This window comes from Pseudoroseicyclus sp. CXY001, from assembly GCF_041714655.1.
GTDB lineage: Bacteria > Pseudomonadota > Alphaproteobacteria > Rhodobacterales > Rhodobacteraceae > Pseudoroseicyclus_A.
In genome coordinates this window covers 2822625-2845814 of the sequence record NZ_CP168219.1, presented here as the reverse complement: position 1 = coordinate 2845814, position 23190 = coordinate 2822625, and the positions used below count along the sequence as shown (strand labels likewise).

Below are 23190 nucleotides of genomic sequence, written 5' to 3'. Positions count from 1 at the left end.
CTACGCTCCAGTCATGCCAGCCGCATGCCGAACCCACGCCGGAAAGTTCGCATTGCCGCCATGCGATACGTAGCAATAGTCCCGCGCATAAGTGCTCAGGGGGACAACGGTTGTAGAAGTAGGCTGACGCCACTGCCGGGGAAGGCGTATGGCCTGCGTATAGTCAGTATAGCGTTCCCACTTACCTTCGTTCTTCTCTGCAAGAAGTATGCGGCCATCATCGACTTTATAAGTACCCATGAAATCGAGCGGATTTGGCCCTGCCTGTGACGCATACCCGGCCTGGTTCGACATGTTGTGTACACGAACGACCAACAGGCCGTTGCCTTTCACTATACTTCGCGCGATCTCATACCGGACCCATCTTCGTGCGAACGTCGCGCTTCCGGCAAGGACACAGGTTACCGATGTATTTTTGATACCTTCACGAATAAGTACCTTCAGTGAGTCATCGTTGGTGCGCTTTGAGCTCTCCCAGATGCTGCCGTCATAAAAACCTTCGGCAACGCGTTGATTTTCGTGCTGGTAGCGCCAAGAATTTCTGATCTGATTGACGCGCCAAATATCGTTCTGATAGTGAAACGAGAAAAATACTCTGCGCTTCTGCGGCTCGATTCCCAAGTAGTCTGAAGCCAAAACCATCTAAATCCCCGCGTGAATCAAGTAAATCACAATTCCGAAGGAGATGAGGATTGCGAAATAGAACAGGCTAACGGACCAAGACAGGGCAACGCGAAACACTGAACGGATGTCTTGCATAAATGGTGCGGCATCTAGGCTGTATGCCTCGATCTCTTCGCCTTTACGGACGTGTTCATATAGATCGCGGTATGCGCGCTCATACCTGAGGTACTGAGCGTCCATTAGCCAAAATATCAGTACCGGCACAAAGGCCGCGATAGCGTAGTAAAGAGATGGGTTATCTGCCGTCGCAGTGATAGCAACCGCAGCACTCCCAAAGGTTGCGGACAGAGCTTTGAGTGTAAAAGAGTTCGCGCCCATCCGCGTAATAACGCCCTGCAACATCGTCAGATGGGCGATGCGAATGCTCTCTGCATGCTCGTGGTCGTCGGCCATGCTTACTTCCTCGCTGCCACTGCTGCAATATGCCCTGCGAACTCGGTCACAAAGGTCTTCAGGGACGTAAGTTCACTTAGATGTCGATAGCTTCCATCGCGGGCCGCTTCACGCGGTGACGCAAGAAACGTGGCGCTGGAGTATAGCCCTTCCTGAACCAGCCGTTTGCACATAATATCGTACCGCTGAGCGTAAGAAGCGCGTTTGAAGGCTGGGTCGACAGGGAAGTGAGGCTGCTTGTCGGAGACTGGTGTATTCGACTTAACGCAATCTTCTACCAGCATGACCCAGCCAAGGAAGGGTCTCGGCGCATCTTCCCCAAATGCTCCCTCGCGGTATGCTGTCCATAGATCGTGAGCCGTCCCGATAGCTTCTTCTGAACGGTTGTTGAAGTTATTGCCAAAGGATGGGCCGACTTGCGATTTGAATTCCAAGGCAGCGATCAGCTCACCCCGATACATCACGAGCATGTCCCACAGCTTCGTCGGACGAAAAAATCCTGGCAGCGTCAGCACCCGCTGCGTTACGCAGATATCAGCCAGACCAAGGCCGTTGGCCTCAATGAGAGTCTGAGCGATGACGAGAAAGCCGTCCATGTTCTTGCCAGCTGTAACTGCCCCCCGCGAACCCGCATCTTGGCTGCCGGACTCAATCTGTTTAGCCAGCGCGGCTTCGCGGTTGCCCCAGAATAGTTTGACGGCTTCGCGCGCCTGGTCTTCGTAGTTGGCAAGGTCGAGGCTCATTCTTAGGGATTTCCTTCAATCAATTTCAGCTCTGCAGGTGTCAGCCCGTAGAGCTCCGATACAATTTCGTTGAGAGCTTGGCGGTCGTTGGTCTCGGCGTAATCTGCTAAGCGCAGGCGTAGATCGGCGCTAACGTCCAGCCACTTCGGAATCCTGATCTTGCGAAGATACTGCGCCTGAAAGCGCAAGTACTCGCCCCGCATACGGGTGCAGTAGAGCGCGACGAAAAGGCGCGCGATACCCGAGCGCATAACAGCCTGGAGGGCGTGCAAATCCCAATCATCAGATGTGATGTAGTAAAGGTTGTGGTGCGGATAGAGCTTGCCTTCCTCGTACACGATGGAGGCATCCCCCTTGATGTCGGGGATCAAGAGCTTTTCGCGGTAGGTTAGTGCATGATAAATACGGTCGATGGTGCGATACCAGCCGCGCGGGTTCTTCTCGGCGACATGACGGCCAGCGATCTGTTCCTTGCGCTCTTCAAGATAAGCGCGAAGCTTCGGGAAGTCCTCGAGATCCACGAGCTTGCCGTCATCACCGAACGGGTTGACGATGCCCTTGCCGCGCCATGCGACATGCCCTTCGAGGATATCACGCGTCATCACGAGCGGCAGCTTGCGCGAGGCCTCTACATCGAGGCTTTGAAAGTCACCGATAAAAGCCTTGTCCGCTCCTGTCGCAACGCCAATCCCGACCTTGCAGCCCGCATCCTCGATGGTCGGAAAATGCGCCTCCAAGCGCCGAACCAAGGCAAGCTCGTCAAAGGAGTCGAGAACCCAAGGCTCACTGCCTGCAGTGACGTTCTCGATTTCGCGAGCCTTGCTCATCTCTGGTAGCTTGAAGGCCGTCAAGTCGGCGGACAAGGATTTGAGAAATTTTGCATCGACGGCAGGACGGGAAAAGACTCGAGTCTTATCGCCTTCCGCCCGTTTTATCACGGTGATCGCAGGATAGGCGCTGACTTCGGCATGGAAGGCATCAACGCCGTACATATCGACGTATGTAGTAAGCGCGTACTTCGTGCTGACCAACTCACGAAGCTTCTTGCCATATTTGTTTTTCATCCATCGGTCGGCACAAATGAAACTGAGCTTTCCACCCCACCCCAATAGCGCCAAAGAGCGCTCGATGAACGGCACATAGATATCAGCGCGGTCGTATATAGTCTTGTATCGCGCGCGGTATTCAGCCATCAGAATATCAGGAATGGATTCCTGCCGAACATAGGGCGGATTACCCACCACATGAGTAAAGGCAGTCTCGAATTCAGCCAACAGGAAGTCACCTTGATATAGCCACGCTTTGCATAGTCGCGCCACATCTTCACGAGACAATTCAGCTTTTCGAAGCCGCTCGGCGACAAGCGTGCGCGTTCCTTCAAAGGTCGGACGATGCAACTCAATGGCTCGGATCGCAGGAGCAAGCGCCTCATAGGTCAGGGCATCATCACGCGCCGCTGATTCCAGAAGGCGGTCGATAGCTGGCAAAAGGAAGTCGCCGTCGCCGAAGGACGGCTCAAGAAGTCGGTACTCTCTGAGCGGAGCATTGGCGGTGTAGCCCGTCAAATCGAGCATAAAATCGACCACTTCACGCTTGGTGTAGATAGCACCCCGCTCTTCGATGCCGGCGCCAGCAGCAAGCTTCTCGACGGCCTCAGTCACAGCGCAGAAGCTAGGGCAAGCGGGCTGTAGGGCGAGTGATGCGGTCACAGGGCGGTTCCTCGTCGAACATTTAGAGAACATAGGCTCATTTCTAGCATAGGTAGTGCACGCTATGCTAGCCTTCCCCAGATATTGTAGGCTGTTATCCCCTGATAACTTCCTGAGTTTCGATGAAATTCCAATTCGGGAGAGAGGGATGCAACGGGAGAGCGCAGCGTCTCCCTTGCCAAGGTAGTGGGGTCTGACCCCACACATCTTGCCCTTGCCCTTACCCTTGGCTCTGTGGATAGGACGAGACCTCTCGGTGAGGCACCAACTCCGCACGTCAGCGAATGATCGTCCGTTGCATTACGCTCAGCAGTAGAGACTGCGCCTCCAAGTTACGCTTGGCGGCAGCGTGATCCCACGGAGTACGCATATTGTCGTCTCTTGCCCATGGATCGAAAGACTTGTGTCGCGATGCCGCTAGTAGAAAGTCATTGCTTGAGTGGATGCAGGCGAGATGAAGAGGCGTCATGTGAAGTCTGTTGGTGCTAACTTGGTCTAACGTTTGACCCTCTGCGAGGGCGCGAGAAAGTTCGCCGATGTCATTCTCAACAGCAGCTCGGAAAATATCTGGCGTCGGCTCATCTTCACCGAAGTTCATCTTTCTCGCGACATTCCTCAAAATAGGTATCCTTTATAACATTGAGAAAATAATTCGCCAAGAATAACTTCATACATCTCTGCCGGAGCAATATTGGCGTTCCACCTGAAAGTCTCAAGAAAGTCGTGGTCACTCTCGTCCTTCCAAATTTCTGCGATTGATTGAGAGGTACGCGATGTCCTTTTTGTTCCAAGTTTCTCCTCTTCTTTAGCCTCATGATATCGGCTATCAATATCTTCTGTGACTATTGAAGGTCGAAGAATAGGGCTGGGATAACGGACCTCGCCCGCCAAGATCGTCTCTTCGCCTGAGATGAGCCTGCTTAATGAGATCATGCCGTCGGCATGACCGAACGCCTGACTCCCCTTAAACTCTGCCCTGGTTAGCTTTACCAAGCAACTCGCTGTTGTTATTTCCAAATCTTGATCTGCGAGGGCCGCTAAGACATTAGACTCCATAGGTGCATCTATTGGAATTATGTAGCCTTCGAAGAAGACTACCTCTGAAAAATGGGCTCTCCTGAAATCAGATATTTTCTCAGGGATATACGCAAAGATTGCCTTGAAAATGCCTGAGCTCTCATAGAGAGGCTGTATGGCGATGTGGCGAAACCATGTATCCTCAAGCGCTTCCGTGATTGCTATCCCCGAAAGGGTTTCCCTGACTATTTGTGCGGATGAGGTATTTCCAGTCCTCGGCAAATAAATGTTCGACAATGATTCCAACACTGCGGCATCTCTGCTCTGGATGGCCTCTGTCGAGAAGCTGTCATATCGGGGGTCCATTAGGAGCGATCTAGCAAATATGTCGATGTATTGGAATTTGACGTTTGATAATTTCACACCCCTTTGCCATGCTTCCAAATCTTGCCGGGTTAGCATTGGATCGCGCTGCAACTTTCCGTCAGGCCGCCTCTCATCGAATTTAGCCATGATGTCGTCGCGGATCGCGGTCCATCCCACGCGCTTTCTGTGCAGCGTCTCCTGTTTGGTCTTCCGGTAGAACTCTAGAAGGTCTCGGCAGACGTTTTGCCACGCCATCGGGAATGAGCGGCCTTGGCCGCCATCAAGAACGCTAAATCCCTTTGCGTTTCCGGGAATGCAAACGGACTTTGCGCGCTCGGTCATCGTCCTCGTGCTCTTCTCTTGGAAGTTCAGCTTGCTTGGGTCTTCGGGCTCGTAGCGTAGCGGCGGGCAAAGTTACTTGAGGAGCGAAACGAGTGACACAGAACGAAGCATTCTCCAATGCCACCTTAAAGCCGATGAGCCGTCGATCAAAGGAGCCAATCGCGACGCGTTTGGCTGCCGGACTGTCTTTCGGGTCGGGGCTCATGTTAGGCGCGGCCTTGCCGGGCCTCTTGGAACCGGCGACAGCGCTCGACTGGGGCAAGATCGTTCTCATCGGCTTGACCGGAGCGGGTGTCAGTTACGGCACTACGCGTCTCGCAGTGGAGAAAGGAACCCTCCAGGCTGCCCTGGGGGCTCCCGGAGCCGGCTTAGTAAGTGTTGCTTCGATCGTGGTTGTCGGTGCCGGAATGTTCGGTGCCACCTACGCCGGTTTCACGCGCAGCGAGGTCGACCAGCTCCGGCTTCAGGAGTTTGCAAGTGAGTATGCTGATTATGTTGACATAGCCCAGGCCGAGGCGAGGCGAAGCATGGATGCGGTGCCTCTGGTCCGGGCCATCACGTCCGATCTCACTGCGACGGCGCAGTGCGAGTTTGATGCTGGATGCCTGAACGAGTCCGGCATCGGCGGAACCGGCCCCGTCTACCGGGAAGCGCAGCTGAAAAGCTTGGCTGCGGCTGCTGTTCTCTCCGAAGTTGAACGCTCCGGGCGCGATGTCTCCGTCGCGCTTGAAGCTCTGGCTGACAAGCAAGCAGACTTCACAGATGCGCTGGACGATCCCTCGCTTTCATCAAACCAGAGGCGAGCGGCACTTCAAGCAGACATGTCGGAAATCTCTCGGCTGCTGACCCAGTTGGAGCAATCCGCCCCCACGGCAACGCTGCAGGGTTTTGCAGCGCAGCTCGCCAGCGGGGCGAACATTCCTGACCGGGACAGGGCGAGCGCAAACCTCTCTGCGATCATGCAGCGACATGCCGGCGCACTTGGCGCGGCGATTGTACGGGAAGACACTATCGACGTATCTCGACCGCACCTGCCGGCCAAGACTGGTGTGACCGACACCTTCGCCTGGATGGGACATTTCCTGCCGCTGGCGATGATCGTCGCCGTGATTGAGCTAATCTTCCCGCTGTGCCTTTGGTTCTACACCTTCACGACGCTGCTCGGCCGGGTCCAGCAGGAGAACCCGAGGGAGCCAGACGACCCTGACCCCAACAGCTTTGAGTCTCTCGTGACGCTGCCGCCCGCTCGCCTCGTGCAGGAAGTCGAGGCCAAGAGAGTTCAGCAAGCTTCCGCTCGGCGCTGAGGGGTACGAAGATGCCATTCGATATTTCGGCCCTGCCGATCGGCGGCACGACGATGATCGTGGGGGCGGCCTGCGCCGCCTTCACCTGGGTGTGGGCTGGCCCGGAGATAGCCGCCCGGGAGATGGCCCGTGATGGTTGGCTGCTGAAGTGTGAGGCCGGCGTTGCCTCCGAAATCGAATCCGTGCGCACGCCGGCACCGCAGCTTCCCGATGTGCCGGGCCTCTGTGCCATGCTGACGGCCGGCGATCCGGACTTGGCGCAGCTGTGTCGATATATTCCCGATCCTGCCATCATCATCGGCGGGGCCGAGCGTCTTCAGAATTCCGAAAAGACTGCTCGTGTAGAGCGAACACTCACCAGAGTGTCTGACAGCTGCTCCTGCGCGCAAGCCGTGTATGTCGAAGAGAACCGGCTTGAGCTGGCGCTCTATGCCGCCTCGGGGCGGCTCTTTACTCCGATCGAAGTCCGGGAACGAGAGGCGGCGCTGAGCCGCGCTCTGCATTCGCCTGCCTGCCGGATGGAGGGCTGAGCCATGATCTTTGGCAAGCTCTTTATCGGCCCATCCGCCCTGCATACCCACAATGATTCATATCGGCTAGAAGACCTGTCAGTTATATCCACGCGGAGGCCGTTCTTTGCCGCGGGGCTGATAGTCGCCACGATGCTTGGCGGGTTCGCCTGGTCTTTTGCCGACATCCTCTACCCTGGTGAGATCAAGACCGCACTGGCGGTCATTGGACTAGCGGTGACCGGCGGGCTCTGCATCGGTCAGCTCACACTGGTCAGCCGGGACCTCCGAGGCTCCAAGCTTTCGGACTCCGTGATGGGGACCTACCGTCACCTCAACCGGATGCGGCCCCAGATCCTCGAAGCGTCGGATCGCGCCAAGAAGGAGGCGCGGTCATGATCGAACGTAATCCCGAATGGCGCGCCATCCTCAAGATTAACGCCCATTTCGCGCTGGGGACGCTGTGTCTCGGCGCGGCGTGGTTGGCCTGGTCCAATGTCACCAAGGAATGGTGGCAATTATATATCTTCGCCGTGCTGGTCGGCCTGACCGGCGTTTTGCAAGTTCTGGACGGCATGCGTCATCTGTGGCGCTTCTTCTCCCGTAGCCGTCAGCTCGCCCGCATGAAGCGGATGGGCGGCGTCCCGCGCGCCGACCATCTGGCGAGCGAGGATGACCTGCGCAAGCGGGGGATGATCCGATGAGTTTACCTTTTCGAAAGCGCCGCTTCGCTTCCGGGCGTAAGCCTTTCGTCAACGAGGTCGATCCAGTGGGGAAGCGTCTGATTGGACTGGTTCCCCAGACTGGCGAGCCGATTTTCGCCCCTAAGGGGCATTCCCTCCTTCTTTCCGCCAACGGCGGAGGGAAAACGACCGCAGGGTCGAACGTCTGGCTCTTCTCGCTTCTGTCCTCCACTTCCCGAAGCGCCATCCTCCTGACAGATTCCAAGGACGGTGAACTCGCGGCACAATCGGCGGATATGATCGCGGACCTCGGGCTTCCCGTCGCGGTTATTGACGACATGGGGGTCTTTCCAGCCGACTACCGGCACCGTGTGTCCATCAACCCGATTTCAGCCGTAGTCGATACCTACCTCAACGCGCCCGACGACCTGCTCTATGCGAATGAGCTCTTCACCCACTCGATGATCGAAGAGCCGCAGGACGACGCTCGAAACCGGTACTTCAGGAGCTGGCCCCGGTTGCTGGTCGAGTTCGTTACCCTGATGCTTCTCAAGCGAAATCCGAAGCTCGCCACGCCTGGCGGTGTCTGGCAAGTCCTGAGCGACCCGATGATGCTTGCAAATTTTGCTGAAATCGAAGCTGCCGAGGGTGAAGGCATGCTGCGGGTGCTGGCTCGAAACATCCTCGGTATGACCCGCCACGAGCACTGGCCACAGCACTGCGAGGCGGCGGAAAACGCGCTTCGCATCTTCGCCATCGGCACCCGTCTCAACAAAGTCGGTATCGGCGCCACAACAACGCATTTTGAGCTGATCCAGAAGCGCGCCGTGATCTTCCTGGTTGGCCCGCAGGCGCATATGAGCCGTCTGGGGCCATACTACGCCCTCCACCTGATGGGCTTCATCAACGCTCTCTATCGCAAGGCGGGCGGGCTTACTCTGATCGGAGAGGAAGTCACCAACGCGCCTCTGAAGCCGTATGTGGACGCGCTGACAACCCTCAGGGCGTTCGGAGGGACCGAAGCCCACAACATCGCCCAGTCCCGTTCCGAGATCGAAAAGAAGCTTGGCAAACACGCCGTCGAGACGATCGAAGAGAACGCCATCGTCAAGCAGTGGTTTGGCTTCTCTGGGTTCACTGAGGCCAAGCTCGTCAGCGACATGATGGGCGAGCAGCACGCCGTGCAGCAAGGGCTGGGTGCCGATTCCGAAAGCTTCCGGTTGCAGACTAACTGGAGCTTGATCCGCCAGAAATGGATGTCGCCCGCCGAGCTCATGGCGATGCCCGCCCATCAGCAACTGATCCACGTGAAGGGGGTCGGGTTCTTCGTCGCCGACAAGATCAGTCAGAACAATATCGCGCCCTATTGCGACCTGGTGGCTGCCAATCCTCTCGAAGGGGGACGCTTGCCGTCCGATCCGAAGCTGCGCTTTCCGTTGCCGACAGAGGCTGAGTCATGAGGGTGGTCGCGCTCTTCCTCTGGGTCCTGCTGCCGCTCGGCCTTTACGGCATCTATGCCACTTGGGGCACACCGCACATCATCGCCAGCTACATGTTCCTCGACAACGGTGCCCGCTGGGACCCACTCGCCGATCGCACCTACACATCCTGCACCTTCATCGGTTGGACCGGCGTCCATACCGTTGCTGCAAGCAACGGCAAATGCGGCTGGTTCCGCTTCTTCAAGGAGGCTGGCTAGTGGATGGACGCCAGGCTTTGCGCAGCCAGCGGCTCGGTTATGCGATCCGTCAAACCGAAAGCCACGCGCATCTCAACGACGGCAAGATACTTAAGCCCGTCGAGGATCAGGGTGGGGTCAACCTTTCCGCTCGCGATCAGCTCGTCGCAGTGATCGCGATCCTGCAGGTTCAGATGATAGGGCCTGACCGCTTCCCAAAACGCGATGTAGCCCAGCGGCTCCAACCACTCTTCGACGTCCTGAATGTCCTGAAATACAACCATGAAATCAGGATACCGAAACAGCCTTACCGAAAGCAAATATTGGCGCACCGGAGGAGAATTGACGTGTCCGACTTTATCGACCGGGAACTCAGCAAAGTCTTTCACGAAGCGGTCCTGCGGTTCGAAGAACGCCAGGTTCGTAAGCCCGAGGACTGGCAGGACCTACGCGATATCAAGGAACGCTTTGCCGATGCGCGAGAGAAGATGATCGGCAGATACCACGAGGAATATCATGCGCGGGTCGATACCCAGCGCGCTGAGCTATTAAACCGTCATGCCGACTTCACGCCATCATCGCCGAGACCTGCTGGCAGCGGCACGAGCGCAAAAGATATCACGCGGGAGGCTCATGCCATCGTAAAGCAGGCTCATGAGCGCGATCTGCGAGGATTGGAAGCATCGGAGCGCGGTGAAATCGAAGCCCTGATCACTCGCGCCCATGAACGGGATCAGGTTGATGGCATGGCTCGGAAAGCCTTTGCCCAAGTCTCCGAGCGCCGCTCCGGGGGCGATCGGAGAGCACCCAAGCAATCAATTCTTTGAAGTAGGGTTCAATTCGATGAAGCGAGGATAATCAAATAAAGACTTTGCCAAATCTAGGAATTTATGCCTATTATGTTCTCCCATTGTTCCCAAGAGGGAGAAAGAACCAGACAGAATAGAAAGACAAAACCGCCATGACCAGCCCCACCAATATTAGCTCTGCCATTCCCCCTCCTGAACCGCGTATCGCCTTCGACTGGACGACTTTTGGCCATCACCTCGAACAGTCCGATTTGAGCGAGGATCAGAAGCGCGAATTCATCGAAACACTTTGGTCTATCATCCTTGCCTTTGTCGATCTTGGCTTCGGCATCGCGCCGCAAGATCGGGTAGTAAAAGATGGGGGACAAGTCCTCGACCTAGCCAAAATGCTGAGCGACCTGCCGGCCTCCGGTGCTAGACTGAGCTCGGGGTTTGACCATGAGGATCACGATCGCGCCCGGCGGCACGTTTTGCCAACAGGCGATGAAGGGCGGCACCGATGAGCGAGGACGAAGTAACCAGAGCGATTATCTATTGCCGGGTGTCGAGCACCAAGCAGGCCATCCATGGCCATGGTCTCGATAGCCAGGAGGCCCGCTGCCGCGACTACGCGATCTCGAAGGGATACCAGGTTGAGGCAGTCTTCCCCGACGATGCGTCGGGGGGAGGCGACTTCATGAAGCGCCCCGGCCTGGTGGCGCTGCTCAGCTATCTCGATGCGCAGGACGGCAAGCCTTACGCGGTCATCTTCGACGACCTCAAGCGGTTCGCCCGCGATACAGAGTTTCATATCAAGCTGCGGCGGGAGCTGACATCTCGCAATGCCCGCGTTGAATGTCTGAACTTCAAGTTCGAAGACACGCCCGAAGGGCGTTTCATCGAGACCATCATGGCTGCGCAGGGGGAGCTGGAACGCCAGCAGAACGGCCGCCAGGTGGTGCAGAAGATGACGGCCCGTGTCCTCGCGGGCTATTACATCTTCGCTCCCGTCTTGGGCTATCGCTACGAGAAGGTGCCTGGCCACGGCAAGATGCTAGTGCCGGACGAGCCGAACGCCTCTATCGTTCGCGAAGCTCTCGAAGGTTATGCCGCGGGCCGCTTCCAATCCATCTCGGAGGTGAAGCAGTTCTTCGAAAGCTTCCCTTCGACCCCGCGCGACCGGCATGGCGAGGTGCGCTTCACACTCGTGGCAGAGACGCTGCGCCGGCCCCTCTATGCCGGATTGATTGATGTTGAGAAGTGGGGCATCCGCCTCCACCCCGGCAAGCACGAAGCGCTGACTTCTTACGAGACCTGGAAGAAGGTGCAGGAGCGGCTCGACGACAAGCCCGTTGCCGCGATCCGCAAGGATTTCAGCGCCGACTTCCCGTTGCGGGGTTTCGTGCGCTGTGGGTGCTGCGGCAATCCCATGAGCGCCTGCTGGTCCAAGAGCAAGACCGGCAAGAAGCACCCTTACTACCTGTGCGTGCGTAAGGACTGCGATGAAAAGCGCAAATCCATCCGCCGCGCGGATATCGAGGATTCATTCGAGGATGTCCTGCGTACCCTCAAGCCAACCCCCGCCTTATTCGCCTGCGTCAAGGAGATGTTCCGAGCCGCCTGGGAAATGCGGTTGGCACAAGCCAACTCCCTCGGTGGCGACCTAAAGATGGACCTGAAGCGTATTGATGCATCCATCGAACAACTGCTCGACCGGATCGTCGAAACGGAGTCATGCACTGTCTCTGCAGCGCTGGAGCGCCGCGTCGAAAAGCTGGAGGACGAGAAACGTCTCCTCGCTGACAAACTCGCCGAAATGGGCAAGCCGAAGCGTAGCTACCGGGAGACGTTCGAACTCGCGCTCGACTTCCTCGCAAACCCTTCGAAACTATGGGAAACCCGCCAGCTTCCACTACAGCAGACGGTGCTCCGATTGGCCTTCACCGAGGGTCTAGCCTACGACCGAGATACAGGGTTTCGAACCCCCGAATTATCGTTACCGTTCAGGGCCTTAGGAGGCAAAAACATGGAAAAAAGAAGAATGGTGGAGCCGAGGGGGATCGAACCCCTGACCTCGTCATTGCGAACGACGCGCTCTCCCAACTGAGCTACGGCCCCAGACCGGGTGCTGATAGGGCGAGCGCGGGGGTGGTGTCAAGCACCGCAGGGCGGCATTCGCGCCGGGGCCTGCCCGCGCCTCTCTCCCCCTCAATCCGGCAGCGAAAAGCGGCGGGCGGCGCCGTCGAGGATGAGGCCGAGCCCCTCCTCGAAGATCGCCTCGGCCCGGGTCGAGAGGGTGAGCTGCCTGAAGAAGGCCTCCGCCCCCTCGCGGGCGATGAGCCGGGCGAATTCGGGATGGGCGCCGTCTTCGGCGATGCCGGCGAAGGCGCGGGCATCGAGCTCTTCCTCCGCGGGCGGGCCGCCCCGCTCCATCCCGGCGCGCAGGCAATGGCCGAAGACGTAATTGTCGACGGTGGCGATGAGCGTCAGCCGGTCGGCGAGGGGCATGTCGACCGCGGCGAGCGCGGCGAGGCTCTGCTCGAAATGCGCCATGGCATTCGGCCCCGACGGGCCGGGCGGCCGCTCCGTCAGCACCCAGGGGTGGGCGGTGAAGCTGGCGCGGGTCGCATGGGCGATCAGCCGCAGGTCCTGCCGCCAGAGCCCCGTCATGGCCTCCGCCGGCAGAAGCACCTCGCTCATGATCCGGTCAGACATCTCGCCGAGCAGCGCCTCCTTCGTGGCGACATGGTGGTAGAGCGACATGGTGCCGGCGCCGAGCGCCTGGGCCACACGGCGCATCGAGACCGCCTCCAGCCCCTCCGCATCGGCGATGGCGAGCGCGGCAGCGGCGATGCTGGCGCGATCGAGCTGCGGCCGCCCGCCACGGCCGGCGCGGGCGCTCTGGCGGGTGGCGGCATCCTGCGCGGCGATCTCGGCGCGGAGCGCATGCATCTCGTCCCTCAGAGCCATCATGCGGCGCATTCCGGCGACGACATCGCCGCCGCGCATCGCCCGCCCCTCGGCCTGCATGGCCTCCGTCAGCGCCTGCATCCGCGCGCGGAGCGCGGGGTCGGAAGGGATCCTTGACATTCGTACACCGTACCATTAGGTCGCTTCGTACATCGTACCAACGGCGCGCCCGAGAGGGCAAGCCCACCTGCGGAGTTCTTCCTCATGACATCCTCCTCCCCTCCCGATCCCGCGCTCGCCATCGAGGCGCGGGGGCTCGGCAAGAGCTTCGGATCCAACCGCGCCGCCGACGGCATCTCGCTCTCGGTGCCGCGCGGCTCGGTCTTCGGGCTTCTCGGCCCCAACGGCGCCGGCAAGACGACGACCGTGCGGATGCTGACGACGCTGCTGACGCCCGATGAGGGCACCGCTTTCGTCGCCGGCCATGACGTGGTGCGCGCCGCGCCCATGGTGCGGCGGAACATCGGCCTCGTCGGGCAATATGCCAGCGTCGACGAGCTGCTCTCCGCCCGGCAGAACCTCGTCATGATCGCCCGGCTCCACGGACTGCGCCCGCGCGACGCCAGGGCCCGGGCCGACGAGCTGCTCGAGCGCTTCGACCTCGCATCCACGGGCCGCAAGCCGATCAAAAGTTTCTCCGGCGGGATGCGCCGGCGGCTCGACCTCGCCGCCTCGCTGGTGGTGGCGCCGCCCGTCCTTTTCCTCGATGAGCCGACGACCGGGCTCGACCCCTCGGGCCGCGCCGCGACCTGGGAGATCATCGCCGACATGACGAAGGGCGGCACCACGGTGCTCCTGACGACGCAATACCTGGAAGAGGCCGACACCTTCGCCGAGCGCGTCGCCGTCATCGACCATGGCCGCGTGGTGGCAGAGGGCACGCCCTCCGCCCTCAAGGCGCGGGTCGGGCGGGCCTCTCTGGCCGTGGACCTCGGCGAGGGGGAAGGGGCCGAGGCGGCGCTGAGAGAGCTCGCCGCGCCCTTCGCCGCCGGCCCGGCCTTCCGCCGGGGCCCGCAGCTCATCGTCCCGCTCAAGGACCTGCCCGGGACGGCCCGCCTCGTCGAGGCGCTGGCGGGCGCCGGCCTGTCGCTCGACGCCGTCAGCGTCCTGCGGCCGAGCATGGACGACGTCTTCTTCGAATTGACCGGCCGGCCCGCGACGGCCGAGCCGGCCCCCAGCCTGGAGCCTGCAGAATGACCGGCACGACGCAAACCGCCACCCACACCACCACACGGCCCGCCACGCGCCGGGGCATCATGAAGATGCTCGACGAGATCGGAGTCTTCATGGCCCGCGACCTGCAGCACATCCCGCGTGTGCCCGAGAAGCTGCTCGACGTGACGCTGCAGCCGCTCATGTTCGTGCTGCTCTTCGGCTATATCTTCGGCTCGGCCATCGACGTCGGCGACAGCGGCAACTACCGCGAGTTCCTGATGGCGGGGATCTTCATCCAGACGCTGGCCTTCCGCTGCGTGTCGACCGCCACCGGCATCGTCACCGATTTCGGCGAGGCGGTGATCGACCGCTTCCGCGTGCTGCCGATCTCGTCTCTGTCGATCCTGGTCGGCCGGGCGGCGGGCGAGATGATCGAAGGGCTGCTCGGCATCGTCGTCATGGCGCTCTGCGGCCTGCTGATTGGCTGGTCGCCCGAAGCGGGGCTCGGCCCGGCGCTCGGCGGCTTCGCGCTGATGATCTACTTCTCCTTCGCGATGATCGCGCTCGGCGCGGGCCTGGGCCTCTCGGTGCGGACCCAGAACGCGGCGCAGGCCATCGGCTTTCTGGTCATCTTCCCGCTGACCTTCGCCTCCAACGCCTTCGTGCCGATCGACGGGATGCCCGCCGTGGTGCGGCTGGTGACGGACTGGAGCCCGGTGACGCCGGTCGTCGCGGCGCTGCGCGATCTCTTCGGCAACCCGAACCCGATCCCGGCGGATGCGAGCTGGATGCTGCTGCACCCGGTGGCGGGCTCGCTGATCTGGTGCACGGTGCTGACCGTGGCCGGGCTCGGCGTCGCCGTCTGGCGCTTCGGCGCCCGGCGGAACGGCTGAGCGGGCAGGGGCGGGGGGCCGTCTGCCCTCCGCTCATTTGCAGAAAAGCGAGGGGGGCGGCGTCGCCCCCCTCCGTCATGTCAGGCGTTCGGGTTGAAGATCACCCCGAGTTCCCGCCGGTCGGCGACGCCCTGGAAGCCCTCGACGATCCCCTCCAGCCCGTAGCGCGCCGTGATGAGCGAGCCCGCATCGACATAGCCGCGCTCCATCATCTTGATGATGCGGGGATTGTCCCGCAGCGGATGCTGCCCGCCCATCTGCCCGCCGTAGACGGTGCGGGTGGAGAGGCAGAACTCCGTCGAGGGGAAGGAGATGTCGGAATACTGGAAGGCCGAGAGCAGCGTCAGATAGCCGCCGCCGCGCGTGACCTCCCAGCTCTGCCGGAGCGGCAGGATGCCGGAGGGGTCGGGCCCCGCCACCTCGGTCGGCGGGAAGAGATCGCCCCCCACGCATTCGATGACGAAATCGCCGCCGCGGCTCTGGAAGAAGCCCCGCGGCGTGCGGCCGCCGGCGTCGATATTCTCCGACGGCCCGCTGCAGAGCGCGCGGACCTGCTCGACGATCCCGTCGGGGTCGACATTGGGGTCGATGACCGTCGTCGCGCCGTATTCGAGCGCCCGCTCGCGGCGGTAGGGGATCGGCTCGATGACGATAATCTGCCCCGCCGCCCGGGCGCGGGCGCCCTGCGTGGCCGAGAGGCCGATGCAGCCGGCGCCGAAGATCACCACATCGGAGCCCGCCGTCACCGGCGCATGGATCGCCGTCACCGTGACGCCGACGCCGAAGGTGTCGCCGAGCATGCAGAGCTGCTCGTCCGGCAGGTCGGTGTAGCAGGGCACGCAATAGGCCTCCCACGCCACCATGAGCTCGGAGAGCCCGCCGACCTGGGCGCTCTCGATGACCCCTGTGCCGTCGGCCATCTGCGCCACCGGCTCGTTCTGGTAGGGCGCCAGCCAGTCGCAGGCCTCGGGATTGCCGTGCAGGCACTGGTAGCAATGCCCGCATTCGGTGGAGCCGGAGACGAGCACCCGGTCGCCGACCTTCACGCGGCGCACCTCGGAGCCGACCGCCTCGACCACGCCGAAGCCGGAGTGGTTGGGGATCGTCGGCGTGGCGAGGTCCTGCCCGCCGAGCACCGAGCGGGTGACGGTGTAGCAGCCGATGGAGGCGGTGCAGCGCACCACCACCTGCCGCGGGGCGATGGCGTTGAGCTTCAGATCCATGATCTCGGAGCCGGTGCCGTAGCGCACGAAGGCGCGGAATTCCTGCCCCTCGACGGAGCCGGAGGCGAGGGCCGGGCTCGCCGGCTCGTCCTGCGCGGCGGCGCGGGTGGCGAGGCCGGCGCCGGCCATGCCGATGGCGCCGCTGGTGAGCATCGAGCGGCGCGAGATGCCCGACTTGGGGGCAAGCCCGAGATCGGGGGTGGTGTGCTCCGCAGATGGCGCGGATTCCGCCTGGGGCAGGCCGGAGTCCGGCCGTTGGGTGTGGTCGTCCATGATATCCTCCCGTTTCATGAACCGGGAGCACGGCAGGTCGCCGCTGGCGGCGGCCCGGAGGCCGCCGCCCTCCTCCTCCCGGGATCGGCCGCCTGGCGGCCTTTCGGCCAGCGCCCCGTTTCCTCCTCGAGGGTGCTGACCGAATCCTTTGCGTCTGCGGGGACGTCCGGGCCGCGCCTCCACTCGCAGCCCCACCCTTTTCGCTAGACGAAAAAAGTTTCTCTATACGAAGCGTAGGAGCCGCTCGCCGAGTCTGTCAACGTTTTGTGACGTATGGGCGGTGCGGCGGTTCGCGCCAGAGCCGCCAGCGATAGCCGGGCAGCGCCACCAGCTCGCGCAGGGCGAGCCGGACCTGCGCCCGGGGGCTCGCGCCCTTTAGCGGCAGGGGCGCGGCGCGGGCGGGCAGCCCATGCGCCCGGGCCGTCATCACGGCGCGCGGGCAATGCGGCGCGTCGGTGACGATGAGCACCTCGGTGGCGCCGAGCATCTGGAGGAGGGGCAGGGAGAAGGCGATGTTCTCCATCGTCGTCCGCGCCGCCTCCTCCTTGTGGATGGCGTGAGCGGGCACGCCCTCCGCCGCCAGCACCGCCGCGATGGCGGCGCCCTCGCTCGCGGCGCCGTTGCCCACGCCGCCGGTGCCGAGGACGGCATCGACCTTGCCCTCCCGCCAGAGCCGCGCGCCATGGCGGGCGCGGCGGAGGAGGTTGGGGGAGGGGCCGTCGGGCCAGTTGGCCGAGCCGAGGACAAGGGCGATGCGCATGGCGGAAGCGTGACGGAGCCGGCGCGCGGAGGAAAGAGGGAACCGCCGGGGGGCCGGCGGGGTTAAGGCTCTGCAATCACGGGAGAGTGAGATGGAAGAGCTACTGCAAGGCATCGGCATCTTCATGCTGATCATCCTGGCCCTCATCGGCCTCGTCGCCGGCTGGCTTGCCGGCCTCGTCGCGGGCCGCGACAAGGGCCTCTACATGGCCGTCGGCGTGCTGGCGGCACTGGCAACACCGTTCATCCTCGCGGCCGTGGGCGTCACGGCACTGGCGGCGGGCGGCATCCTGGTCGTGCTGCTGGCGGGGATCGTCGGCGCCGTGATCGTGTTGGCCATCGTGCGCGCGGTGAAGGGGGGACGGCGGGACGTGTGAGTCACGCCTGCCGCGGGTGCAGGACGGCGATGACCTCCACGGCGTCGCCGGCCACCCGGTAAACCAGTCGATATCTGTAGGATCGCGTCAGGAGGACGCGCAGGCCGGTGCCATCTATGGCCCGGCCAAGCGCGGGAAATTGCGCGAGGTGATCGGCAAGGCGCTGGACGTCCTGTAGCAGTCTTCTGGCTGCCTGCGGGTTCTGGCTTTCAAGCTCGTCCGTCTGCGCGATGAGGTCCGCCAGCGCCTCCCGCGACCAGCGGATGTCAGCCACGCCGGAGCGCGCGGCTCACGTCTGCCGGGGCCGCCGGATCGAAAGGCGCCGCTTCGCGCCGCCGCAGATCCGCCAGTTCGGCCGGATCAAAGGGCAAGGGGCCGGCATGGGCCGCTAGGAACCCTTCGACAATCTCGGCCAGATCCGACTGCGCGCCGTCCGGGAGGGCGGCGGCATCGGTCATCAGGGTTTGGAGCCGGGCGTTCATGCGGGCCAATCTAGCATGGCGCGGCGCGGCAGCCTAGCGGTCGCACCCGATCCCGTCGCCGTCCCTGTCCAGATCATAGATGTCGCGCCCTACGACGGTCACAGGGCCGCGCACATAGGCCGGGCCATTGCCGGAGCCGCCGGCGCAATCGACGTCTGAGGCGATAGGCACGCAGGCGCCGCGATAATTCGGGTCGCACTGGGATTGGGCGAGCTGGGTTTGCGTCTGGGCGACGGGTGCAGGGGGCGAGCCGAAGAAGAAACCGGCCAGGGCGACGGCGCCCAGGGCCAGGAACACGGTGTTGCGCGGCATTCTGTCCCCCGAGGGCGTTAACGATTCTTAACGAAACGTTAAAAGGGGGACAGTCTTTTCCCTAAGGGAAAGTTGGGGCGCCTTGCCCTACCGCTTCCCCCGCCGCTTCACCCCGCCTCTTTGCCCCGGCCGCCCGGCCGTCGACCGGCCGGACGCCTTCCGCCCCTCGTCCACCGCCGAGTCCACCGCGGACTGCCGCGCCAGCGGGTCGTCGGAGATCACGAGGTCCACCGTCTCCAGCCGCTTCACCTCGTCGCGAAGCCGCGCCGCCTCCTCGAACTCGAGGTTCTCGGCGGCCTTGCGCATGTCGGCGCGGAGGCCGTCCAGCACAGCCTCCAAATTCCCGCCGTGGAGCGGCTTGTCGACCTTCGCGGTCACGCGGTTCATGTCGACGTCGCCATGGTAGAGCCCGGCGAGGATGTCCTCGACGTTCTTCTTCACGGTCGCCGGGGTGATGTTGTGCTCGATATTGTAGGCGACCTGCTTCTCGCGGCGCCGGTCGGTCTCGCGCATGGCGCGCTCCATCGAGCCGGTGATCCGGTCGGCATACATGATGACCCGGCCCTCGGCGTTCCGCGCCGCGCGGCCGATGGTCTGGATGAGCGAGGTCTCCGACCGCAGGAACCCCTCCTTGTCGGCATCGAGGATCGCCACCAGCCCGCATTCGGGGATGTCGAGCCCCTCGCGCAGGAGGTTGATCCCGACCAGCACGTCGAAGGCGCCGAGGCGGAGGTCGCGGAGGATCTCGATCCGCTCGATCGTGTCGATGTCGGAGTGCATGTAGCGGACCTTGATGCCCTGCTCGTGCAGGTATTCGGTCAGGTCCTCCGCCATGCGCTTGGTCAGCACGGTGCAGAGCGTGCGGAAGCCGCGGGCCGTCACCTTGCGGATCTCGTCGAGGAGGTCGTCGACCTGGGTGCCCACGGGCCGGATCTCGACCTGGGGGTCCAGCAGCCCCGTCGGGCGGATCACCTGCTCGGCGAAGACGCCGCCGGCCTGGTCGAGCTCCCACGATTGCGGCGTGGCGGAGACATAGATCGACTGCGGGCGCATCGCGTCCCATTCCTCGAACTTGAGGGGTCGGTTGTCCATACAGGAGGGCAGGCGGAAGCCGTGCTCGGCCAGCGTGAATTTCCGCCGGTAGTCGCCGCGGTACATGGCGCCGATCTGGGGGACGGAGACATGGCTCTCGTCGGCGAAGACGATGGCATTGTCGGGGATGAACTCGAAGAGCGTTGGCGGCGGCTCGCCGGGGGCGCGGCCGGTGAGGTAGCGCGAATAGTTCTCGATCCCCGCGCAGGAGCCGGTGGCCTCCATCATCTCGAGGTCGAAATTCGTGCGCTGCTCGAGCCGCTGCGCCTCGAGGAGCTTGCCCTCCGAGACGAGCTGGTCGAGCCGGACCTTCAGCTCCTTCTTGATGCCCTGGATCGCCTGGGCGAGCGTCGGGCGGGGCGTCACGTAGTGGCTGTTCGCATAGATGCGGACGCGATCGAACGTGTCGGTCTTCTCGCCGGTCAGCGTGTCGAATTCGGTGATGGACTCCAGCTCCTCCCCGAAGAAGCTCAGGCGCCAGGCGCGGTCCTCGAGGTGGGCGGGCCAGACCTCGATCGTGTCGCCCCGCACGCGGAAGGCGCCGCGCTGGAAGCCGGCGTCGTTGCGGCGGTATTGCTGGGCGACGAGATCGGCGATGAGCTGGCGCTGGTCATAGGGCCGGCCCTTGTGGAGATCGACGGTCATCGCCGAATAGGTCTCCACCGAGCCGATGCCGTAGATGCAGGAGACGGAGGCGATGATGATGACATCGTCGCGCTCGAGCAGCGCCCGGGTCGCCGAGTGGCGCATCCGGTCGATCTGCTCGTTAATCTGGCTCTCCTTCTCGATATAGGTGTCCGACCGGGGCACATAGGCCTCCGGCTGGTAGTAATCGTAGTAGGAGACAAAATACTCGACGGCGTTCTCGGGGAAGAAGCCCTTGAACTCGCCATAGAGCTGCGCGGCCAGCGTCTTGTTGGGGGCGAGGATGATGGCGGGGCGCTGGGTTTCCTCGATGACCTTCGCCATGGTGAAGGTCTTGCCCGTGCCGGTGGCGCCGAGGAGCACCTGATCCCGCTCGCCGGCAGTGATGCCCGAGGCGAGCTCGACGATGGCCGTCGGCTGGTCGCCCGCCGGCGAGAAGCTCGTGTGCATCACGAAGCTCTTGCCGCCCTCCAGCTTCTCGCGCCGCTCGGGCGCCCGCTGGAGCATGGGCATCTGTTCGGGCGAATTGTTGTGCATCGTGACATCCCCCAAGGACTGGCGCGCGAGTGTCGGTCTTCTTTTGTTCCGGTGCAAGGCTGGCACCTGACAGATGGTGGCAGGAGGCGGCGGAGGCAAGGGCGGATGGGCGGAGGTTGCTGGGTAGGGTGGGTTTCTAACCCACCGAATGCGCGAGGTTGGAGCAGGGCCCCCGCCCGGTACGCGCCGCAGGCGCAGGGCGAGCGCCGGCCCGTCCCGCGGGCTGGCGCTCTCGTGGGGTCAGGCGTGACGGTGAGCGGGGGAGTGGTTGCACCATAAAGCGCCATGCGGAGCAGGTGGGAGCGCCAACCCACGGGCCGGCGCTCGCCCTGCGCGGTACGGTCCGGACATGCTCGGCCCGCCCAGACGGGCGGGCTCGCGGTTGTTCGCGTGACCTCGCCGCATCACGCATGGCGGCCTTGCGCCCGGCGCTCTGGCGGTGGGGGAGGGGGTTCTTTAGGGCCGAGGGGTATCCCGCCCGCATCAGCCTCAACAGGAGCCTGCCTTGGCCCGCGCCAGCCTTGCCGAATTCGCCCGCCCGCTGCACGACGCCGTCGCGCCCACCGCGCCGCTGACAGGAGGGCAGATCCGCACCGAGCTGCTCTGCGGCCTCACCGTCGCGCTCGCGCTCGTCCCCGAGGCCGTGGCCTTCGCCTTCGTGGCGGGGGTGCATCCGTTGGTCGGGCTCTATGCGGCGTTCTTCGTCGGGCTCATCACCTCGGCCTTCGGGGGGCGGCCGGGGATGATCTCGGGTGCGACCGGGGCCATGGCCGTCGTCATGGTGGCGCTCGTCGCCGAGCACGGGGTGGAATATCTCTTCGCCGCCGTGGTGCTCACCGGCCTCATCCAGATTGCCGCGGGGCTCTTCAAGCTGGGGCGGTTCATCCGGCTGGTGCCGAACCCGGTGATGCTCGGCTTCGTCAACGGGCTCGCCATCGTCATCTTCATCGCCCAGCTCGCGCAGTTCCAGGTGCCGGGCGCCGGCGGCGGGGGCGTCGGGGGCCATGGCGGGGTCGGCGGCGGGGCCTGGCTGACCGGCACGCGGCTCTATGCAATGCTGGCGCTGACGGCGCTGACCATGGTGGTGATCTGGGGCATGCCGAAGGTCACGAAACTGGTGCCGGCGCCGCTCGCCGCCATCGCCGTGACCGCCGGCATCGTCATGATCTTCAACGTCGACGTGCCGCGCGTGGGCGACATGGCCTCGATCTCCGGCGGCTTCCCTGCCTTCCACATCCCCGCCGTGCCGATGACCTGGGAGACGCTGCGGATCGTCCTGCCCTATGCCGCGCTCCTCGCGGCCGTGGGGCTGATCGAGAGCCTTCTGACGCTGAACCTCGTCGGCGAGATCACCGGCCAGCGGGGCGGGGCGAGCCGGGAATGCGTGGCGCAGGGCGCCGCCAACACCGTCACCGGCTTCTTCGGCGGCATGGGCGGCTGCGCGATGATCGGCCAGTCGATGATCAACGTGAATTCCGGCGGGCGAACCCGGCTCTCCGGCATCGCGGCGGCCGTGTTCCTCCTGCTCTTCATCCTCGTCGCGGCGCCGCTCATCGAGCTCATCCCGCTCGCGGCGCTCGTCGGCGTCATGTTCATGGTGGTCATCGGCACCTTCGCCTGGCGGAGCTTCCGCATCATGACCAAGGTGCCGCGGACGGATGCCGCCGTGATCGTGCTGGTGACCGTGGTGACGGTCTTCACCGATCTCGCGACGGCGGTGATCGTCGGCGTCATCGTCTCGGCCCTCGCCTATGCCTGGGAGAATGCCGTGCGCATCCGGGCGGAGCGGGTGAGCTACGAGGGCGTGAAGGTCTACCGGATCGAAGGGCCGCTGTTCTTCGGCTCGGCGCAGGGCTTCGGCGAGCTCTTCACGCCGGAGGCGGACCCCGAGCTGGTGGTCGTCGACTTCGCGAAGAGCCGGGTGGCCGACCAGTCGGCGCTGGAGGCCATCGACGCGCTCGCCCATCGCTACGAGGCGCTGGGCAAGCGGGTCGAGCTGAAGCACCTCTCGGACGATTGCGTCCGCCTCCTCGACCGGGCGGACCAGCTGGTGGTCCGCTCGGAGGACGACCCGGATTATGGCGTTGCGGCGCAATATGGCGTCCGCGCGGGGGCGTTCGGCGCGGGGCATTGAGGGAGGGGGTGCCGGGCTGAAGCCCGGCCTACGCGGGCGGCCCTGTCGGGTGGGTTTGCAATCCACCGATGGCGCGACGGTTTGTCGGTGCCCCGCCCGGTGCGCGCCGGCACGGCGCAGGG

25 protein-coding genes, 1 tRNA gene and 1 pseudogene are annotated in these 23190 nt (G+C 63.1%); 13 read left to right on the top strand and 14 right to left on the bottom strand.

From position 1 onward, the window contains the following. The 6 genes from ACAZ03_RS13925 to ACAZ03_RS13900 all read right to left on the bottom strand — a co-directional run bounded on the left by ACAZ03_RS13925 (position 1) and on the right by ACAZ03_RS13900 (position 5254). Entirely contained in the window at positions 1-642 is a 642-nt protein-coding gene (locus ACAZ03_RS13925) for a TIR domain-containing protein (RefSeq protein ID WP_373354498.1), read from the bottom strand. After that, positions 643-1077, bottom strand: a complete 435-nt coding sequence (locus ACAZ03_RS13920) for a hypothetical protein (RefSeq protein WP_373354497.1) — start codon at positions 1075-1077, stop codon at positions 643-645. Between the two features lie 2 nt (positions 1078-1079). Next, complete coding sequence (locus ACAZ03_RS13915; protein ID WP_373354496.1) at positions 1080-1820, bottom strand: PaeR7I family type II restriction endonuclease; 741 nt, start codon at positions 1818-1820, stop codon at positions 1080-1082. 2 nt (positions 1821-1822) lie between these two features. After that, the gene (locus ACAZ03_RS13910; protein WP_373354494.1) at positions 1823-3481 is read right to left on the bottom strand and encodes an Eco57I restriction-modification methylase domain-containing protein; all 1659 of its coding nucleotides are present in this window, start codon (positions 3479-3481) and stop codon (positions 1823-1825) included. Positions 3482-3806: 325 nt separating this feature from the next. After that, a complete protein-coding gene (locus tag ACAZ03_RS13905) occupies positions 3807-4127 on the bottom strand; it encodes a hypothetical protein (RefSeq protein WP_373354492.1) in 321 nt (106 codons plus the stop codon). 17 nt (positions 4128-4144) lie between these two features. Continuing rightward, positions 4145-5254, bottom strand: a complete 1110-nt coding sequence (locus tag ACAZ03_RS13900) for a hypothetical protein (RefSeq protein WP_373354490.1) — start codon at positions 5252-5254, stop codon at positions 4145-4147. 92 nt (positions 5255-5346) lie between these two features. Here ACAZ03_RS13900 and ACAZ03_RS13895 point away from each other — a divergent pair, with 92 nt between their 5' ends. From ACAZ03_RS13895 to ACAZ03_RS13855, 9 genes and pseudogenes are all read left to right on the top strand, one after another. Beyond that, positions 5347-6558: a hypothetical protein gene (locus ACAZ03_RS13895; RefSeq protein WP_373354488.1), complete on the top strand. Its 1212-nt coding sequence runs from the start codon at positions 5347-5349 to the stop codon at positions 6556-6558. Positions 6559-6569: 11 nt separating this feature from the next. Continuing rightward, on the top strand, positions 6570-7088 hold the full coding sequence (locus ACAZ03_RS13890) for a hypothetical protein (RefSeq protein ID WP_373354487.1): 519 nt from the start codon (positions 6570-6572) through the stop codon (positions 7086-7088). A gap of 3 nt (positions 7089-7091) precedes the next feature. Beyond that, entirely contained in the window at positions 7092-7466 is a 375-nt protein-coding gene (locus tag ACAZ03_RS13885) for a hypothetical protein (protein ID WP_373354486.1), read from the top strand. Then, complete coding sequence (locus tag ACAZ03_RS13880; protein WP_373354485.1) at positions 7463-7771, top strand: hypothetical protein; 309 nt, start codon at positions 7463-7465, stop codon at positions 7769-7771. Before ACAZ03_RS13885 ends, ACAZ03_RS13880 begins: the two co-directional genes overlap by 4 nt. Next, the gene (locus tag ACAZ03_RS13875) at positions 7768-9210 is read left to right on the top strand and encodes a type IV secretory system conjugative DNA transfer family protein (protein WP_373354483.1); all 1443 of its coding nucleotides are present in this window, start codon (positions 7768-7770) and stop codon (positions 9208-9210) included. The genes ACAZ03_RS13880 and ACAZ03_RS13875 overlap by 4 nt, the downstream gene beginning before the upstream one ends. Further along, positions 9207-9449 carry a hypothetical protein gene (locus ACAZ03_RS13870; protein ID WP_373354481.1) on the top strand — a complete coding sequence of 81 codons (243 nt, stop codon included), beginning with the start codon at positions 9207-9209 and terminating at the stop codon, positions 9447-9449. Before ACAZ03_RS13875 ends, ACAZ03_RS13870 begins: the two co-directional genes overlap by 4 nt. Next, on the top strand, positions 9449-10255 hold the full coding sequence (locus tag ACAZ03_RS13865; protein ID WP_373354479.1) for a hypothetical protein: 807 nt from the start codon (positions 9449-9451) through the stop codon (positions 10253-10255). Before ACAZ03_RS13870 ends, ACAZ03_RS13865 begins: the two co-directional genes overlap by 1 nt. Positions 10256-10389: 134 nt before the next feature. Beyond that, positions 10390-10740 carry a hypothetical protein gene (locus ACAZ03_RS13860; RefSeq protein WP_373354477.1) on the top strand — a complete coding sequence of 117 codons (351 nt, stop codon included), beginning with the start codon at positions 10390-10392 and terminating at the stop codon, positions 10738-10740. Continuing rightward, positions 10737-11768: pseudogene (locus ACAZ03_RS13855) on the top strand (recombinase family protein); the annotation flags it as partial. The gene ACAZ03_RS13860 and the pseudogene ACAZ03_RS13855, both read left to right, overlap by 4 nt. A 490-nt stretch (positions 11769-12258) precedes the next feature. On the opposite strand, the gene ACAZ03_RS13850 reads toward ACAZ03_RS13855, so the two are convergent. Together ACAZ03_RS13850 and ACAZ03_RS13845 are read right to left on the bottom strand one after the other, a co-directional pair. Continuing rightward, positions 12259-12334, bottom strand: a tRNA-Ala gene (locus ACAZ03_RS13850). 90 nt (positions 12335-12424) lie between these two features. Next, a complete protein-coding gene (locus ACAZ03_RS13845; protein ID WP_373354475.1) occupies positions 12425-13306 on the bottom strand; it encodes a TetR/AcrR family transcriptional regulator in 882 nt (293 codons plus the stop codon). A gap of 84 nt (positions 13307-13390) precedes the next feature. On the opposite strand from ACAZ03_RS13845, the gene ACAZ03_RS13840 reads away from it, so the two are divergent. Both ACAZ03_RS13840 and ACAZ03_RS13835 read left to right on the top strand, forming a co-directional pair. Continuing rightward, entirely contained in the window at positions 13391-14383 is a 993-nt protein-coding gene (locus tag ACAZ03_RS13840; RefSeq protein WP_373354474.1) for an ATP-binding cassette domain-containing protein, read from the top strand. Further along, positions 14380-15234 carry an ABC transporter permease gene (locus ACAZ03_RS13835; protein ID WP_373354472.1) on the top strand — a complete coding sequence of 285 codons (855 nt, stop codon included), beginning with the start codon at positions 14380-14382 and terminating at the stop codon, positions 15232-15234. Before ACAZ03_RS13840 ends, ACAZ03_RS13835 begins: the two co-directional genes overlap by 4 nt. Positions 15235-15314: 80 nt before the next feature. Here the strand turns inward: ACAZ03_RS13835 and ACAZ03_RS13830 are convergent, their stop codons facing one another. After that, on the bottom strand, positions 15315-16730 hold the full coding sequence (locus tag ACAZ03_RS13830) for an alcohol dehydrogenase catalytic domain-containing protein (RefSeq protein ID WP_373354470.1): 1416 nt from the start codon (positions 16728-16730) through the stop codon (positions 15315-15317). A 256-nt stretch (positions 16731-16986) separates the two neighbouring features. Further along, a complete protein-coding gene (locus tag ACAZ03_RS13825; protein ID WP_373354469.1) occupies positions 16987-17490 on the bottom strand; it encodes a YdcF family protein in 504 nt (167 codons plus the stop codon). A 91-nt stretch (positions 17491-17581) separates the two neighbouring features. On the opposite strand from ACAZ03_RS13825, the gene ACAZ03_RS13820 reads away from it, so the two are divergent. Continuing rightward, positions 17582-17866, top strand: coding sequence for a GlsB/YeaQ/YmgE family stress response membrane protein (locus ACAZ03_RS13820; RefSeq protein ID WP_373354467.1), 285 nt, complete (start codon positions 17582-17584; stop codon positions 17864-17866). Position 17867: 1 nt separating this feature from the next. Here ACAZ03_RS13820 and ACAZ03_RS13815 read toward each other — a convergent pair whose 3' ends face one another. The 4 genes from ACAZ03_RS13815 to uvrB form a co-directional block, all read right to left on the bottom strand. Next, positions 17868-18140 (bottom strand): type II toxin-antitoxin system RelE/ParE family toxin, encoded by a 273-nt coding sequence (locus ACAZ03_RS13815; RefSeq protein ID WP_373354465.1) that lies wholly within the window; start codon positions 18138-18140, stop codon positions 17868-17870. Further along, complete coding sequence (locus ACAZ03_RS13810) at positions 18133-18324, bottom strand: hypothetical protein (RefSeq protein ID WP_373354463.1); 192 nt, start codon at positions 18322-18324, stop codon at positions 18133-18135. The genes ACAZ03_RS13815 and ACAZ03_RS13810 overlap by 8 nt, the downstream gene beginning before the upstream one ends. Positions 18325-18381: 57 nt before the next feature. After that, the gene (locus ACAZ03_RS13805) at positions 18382-18660 is read right to left on the bottom strand and encodes a hypothetical protein (protein WP_373354461.1); all 279 of its coding nucleotides are present in this window, start codon (positions 18658-18660) and stop codon (positions 18382-18384) included. Positions 18661-18747: 87 nt separating this feature from the next. After that, a complete protein-coding gene (uvrB, locus tag ACAZ03_RS13800) occupies positions 18748-20934 on the bottom strand; it encodes an excinuclease ABC subunit UvrB (RefSeq protein ID WP_373354459.1) in 2187 nt (728 codons plus the stop codon). 505 nt (positions 20935-21439) lie between these two features. Between uvrB and ACAZ03_RS13795 the strand changes: the two genes are divergently transcribed. Beyond that, the gene (locus ACAZ03_RS13795; protein ID WP_373354458.1) at positions 21440-23068 is read left to right on the top strand and encodes a SulP family inorganic anion transporter; all 1629 of its coding nucleotides are present in this window, start codon (positions 21440-21442) and stop codon (positions 23066-23068) included. Positions 23069-23190: the final 122 nt, after the last annotated feature.

Bases quoted from the DNA above. Each gene is read 5' to 3' on its own strand.
- ACAZ03_RS13920 (WP_373354497.1), bottom strand. From the start codon at position 1,077: ATGGCCGACGACCACGAGCATGCAGAGAGCATTCGCATCGCCCATCTG.
- uvrB (WP_373354459.1), bottom strand. From the start codon at position 20,934: ATGCACAACAATTCGCCCGAACAGATGCCCATGCTCCAGCGGGCGCCC.
- ACAZ03_RS13885 (WP_373354486.1), top strand. From the start codon at position 7,092: ATGATCTTTGGCAAGCTCTTTATCGGCCCATCCGCCCTGCATACCCAC.
- ACAZ03_RS13915 (WP_373354496.1), bottom strand. From the start codon at position 1,820: ATGAGCCTCGACCTTGCCAACTACGAAGACCAGGCGCGCGAAGCCGTC.
- ACAZ03_RS13925 (WP_373354498.1), bottom strand. From the start codon at position 642: ATGGTTTTGGCTTCAGACTACTTGGGAATCGAGCCGCAGAAGCGCAGA.
- ACAZ03_RS13810 (WP_373354463.1), bottom strand. From the start codon at position 18,324: ATGACCGATGCCGCCGCCCTCCCGGACGGCGCGCAGTCGGATCTGGCC.
- ACAZ03_RS13875 (WP_373354483.1), top strand. From the start codon at position 7,768: ATGAGTTTACCTTTTCGAAAGCGCCGCTTCGCTTCCGGGCGTAAGCCT.
- ACAZ03_RS13820 (WP_373354467.1), top strand. From the start codon at position 17,582: ATGGAAGAGCTACTGCAAGGCATCGGCATCTTCATGCTGATCATCCTG.
- ACAZ03_RS13905 (WP_373354492.1), bottom strand. From the start codon at position 4,127: ATGAACTTCGGTGAAGATGAGCCGACGCCAGATATTTTCCGAGCTGCT.
- ACAZ03_RS13845 (WP_373354475.1), bottom strand. From the start codon at position 13,306: ATGTCAAGGATCCCTTCCGACCCCGCGCTCCGCGCGCGGATGCAGGCG.
- ACAZ03_RS13870 (WP_373354481.1), top strand. From the start codon at position 9,207: ATGAGGGTGGTCGCGCTCTTCCTCTGGGTCCTGCTGCCGCTCGGCCTT.
- ACAZ03_RS13860 (WP_373354477.1), top strand. From the start codon at position 10,390: ATGACCAGCCCCACCAATATTAGCTCTGCCATTCCCCCTCCTGAACCG.
- ACAZ03_RS13880 (WP_373354485.1), top strand. From the start codon at position 7,463: ATGATCGAACGTAATCCCGAATGGCGCGCCATCCTCAAGATTAACGCC.
- ACAZ03_RS13830 (WP_373354470.1), bottom strand. From the start codon at position 16,730: ATGGACGACCACACCCAACGGCCGGACTCCGGCCTGCCCCAGGCGGAA.
- ACAZ03_RS13840 (WP_373354474.1), top strand. From the start codon at position 13,391: ATGACATCCTCCTCCCCTCCCGATCCCGCGCTCGCCATCGAGGCGCGG.
- ACAZ03_RS13900 (WP_373354490.1), bottom strand. From the start codon at position 5,254: ATGACCGAGCGCGCAAAGTCCGTTTGCATTCCCGGAAACGCAAAGGGA.
- ACAZ03_RS13805 (WP_373354461.1), bottom strand. From the start codon at position 18,660: ATGCCGCGCAACACCGTGTTCCTGGCCCTGGGCGCCGTCGCCCTGGCC.
- ACAZ03_RS13890 (WP_373354487.1), top strand. From the start codon at position 6,570: ATGCCATTCGATATTTCGGCCCTGCCGATCGGCGGCACGACGATGATC.
- ACAZ03_RS13835 (WP_373354472.1), top strand. From the start codon at position 14,380: ATGACCGGCACGACGCAAACCGCCACCCACACCACCACACGGCCCGCC.
- ACAZ03_RS13825 (WP_373354469.1), bottom strand. From the start codon at position 17,490: ATGCGCATCGCCCTTGTCCTCGGCTCGGCCAACTGGCCCGACGGCCCC.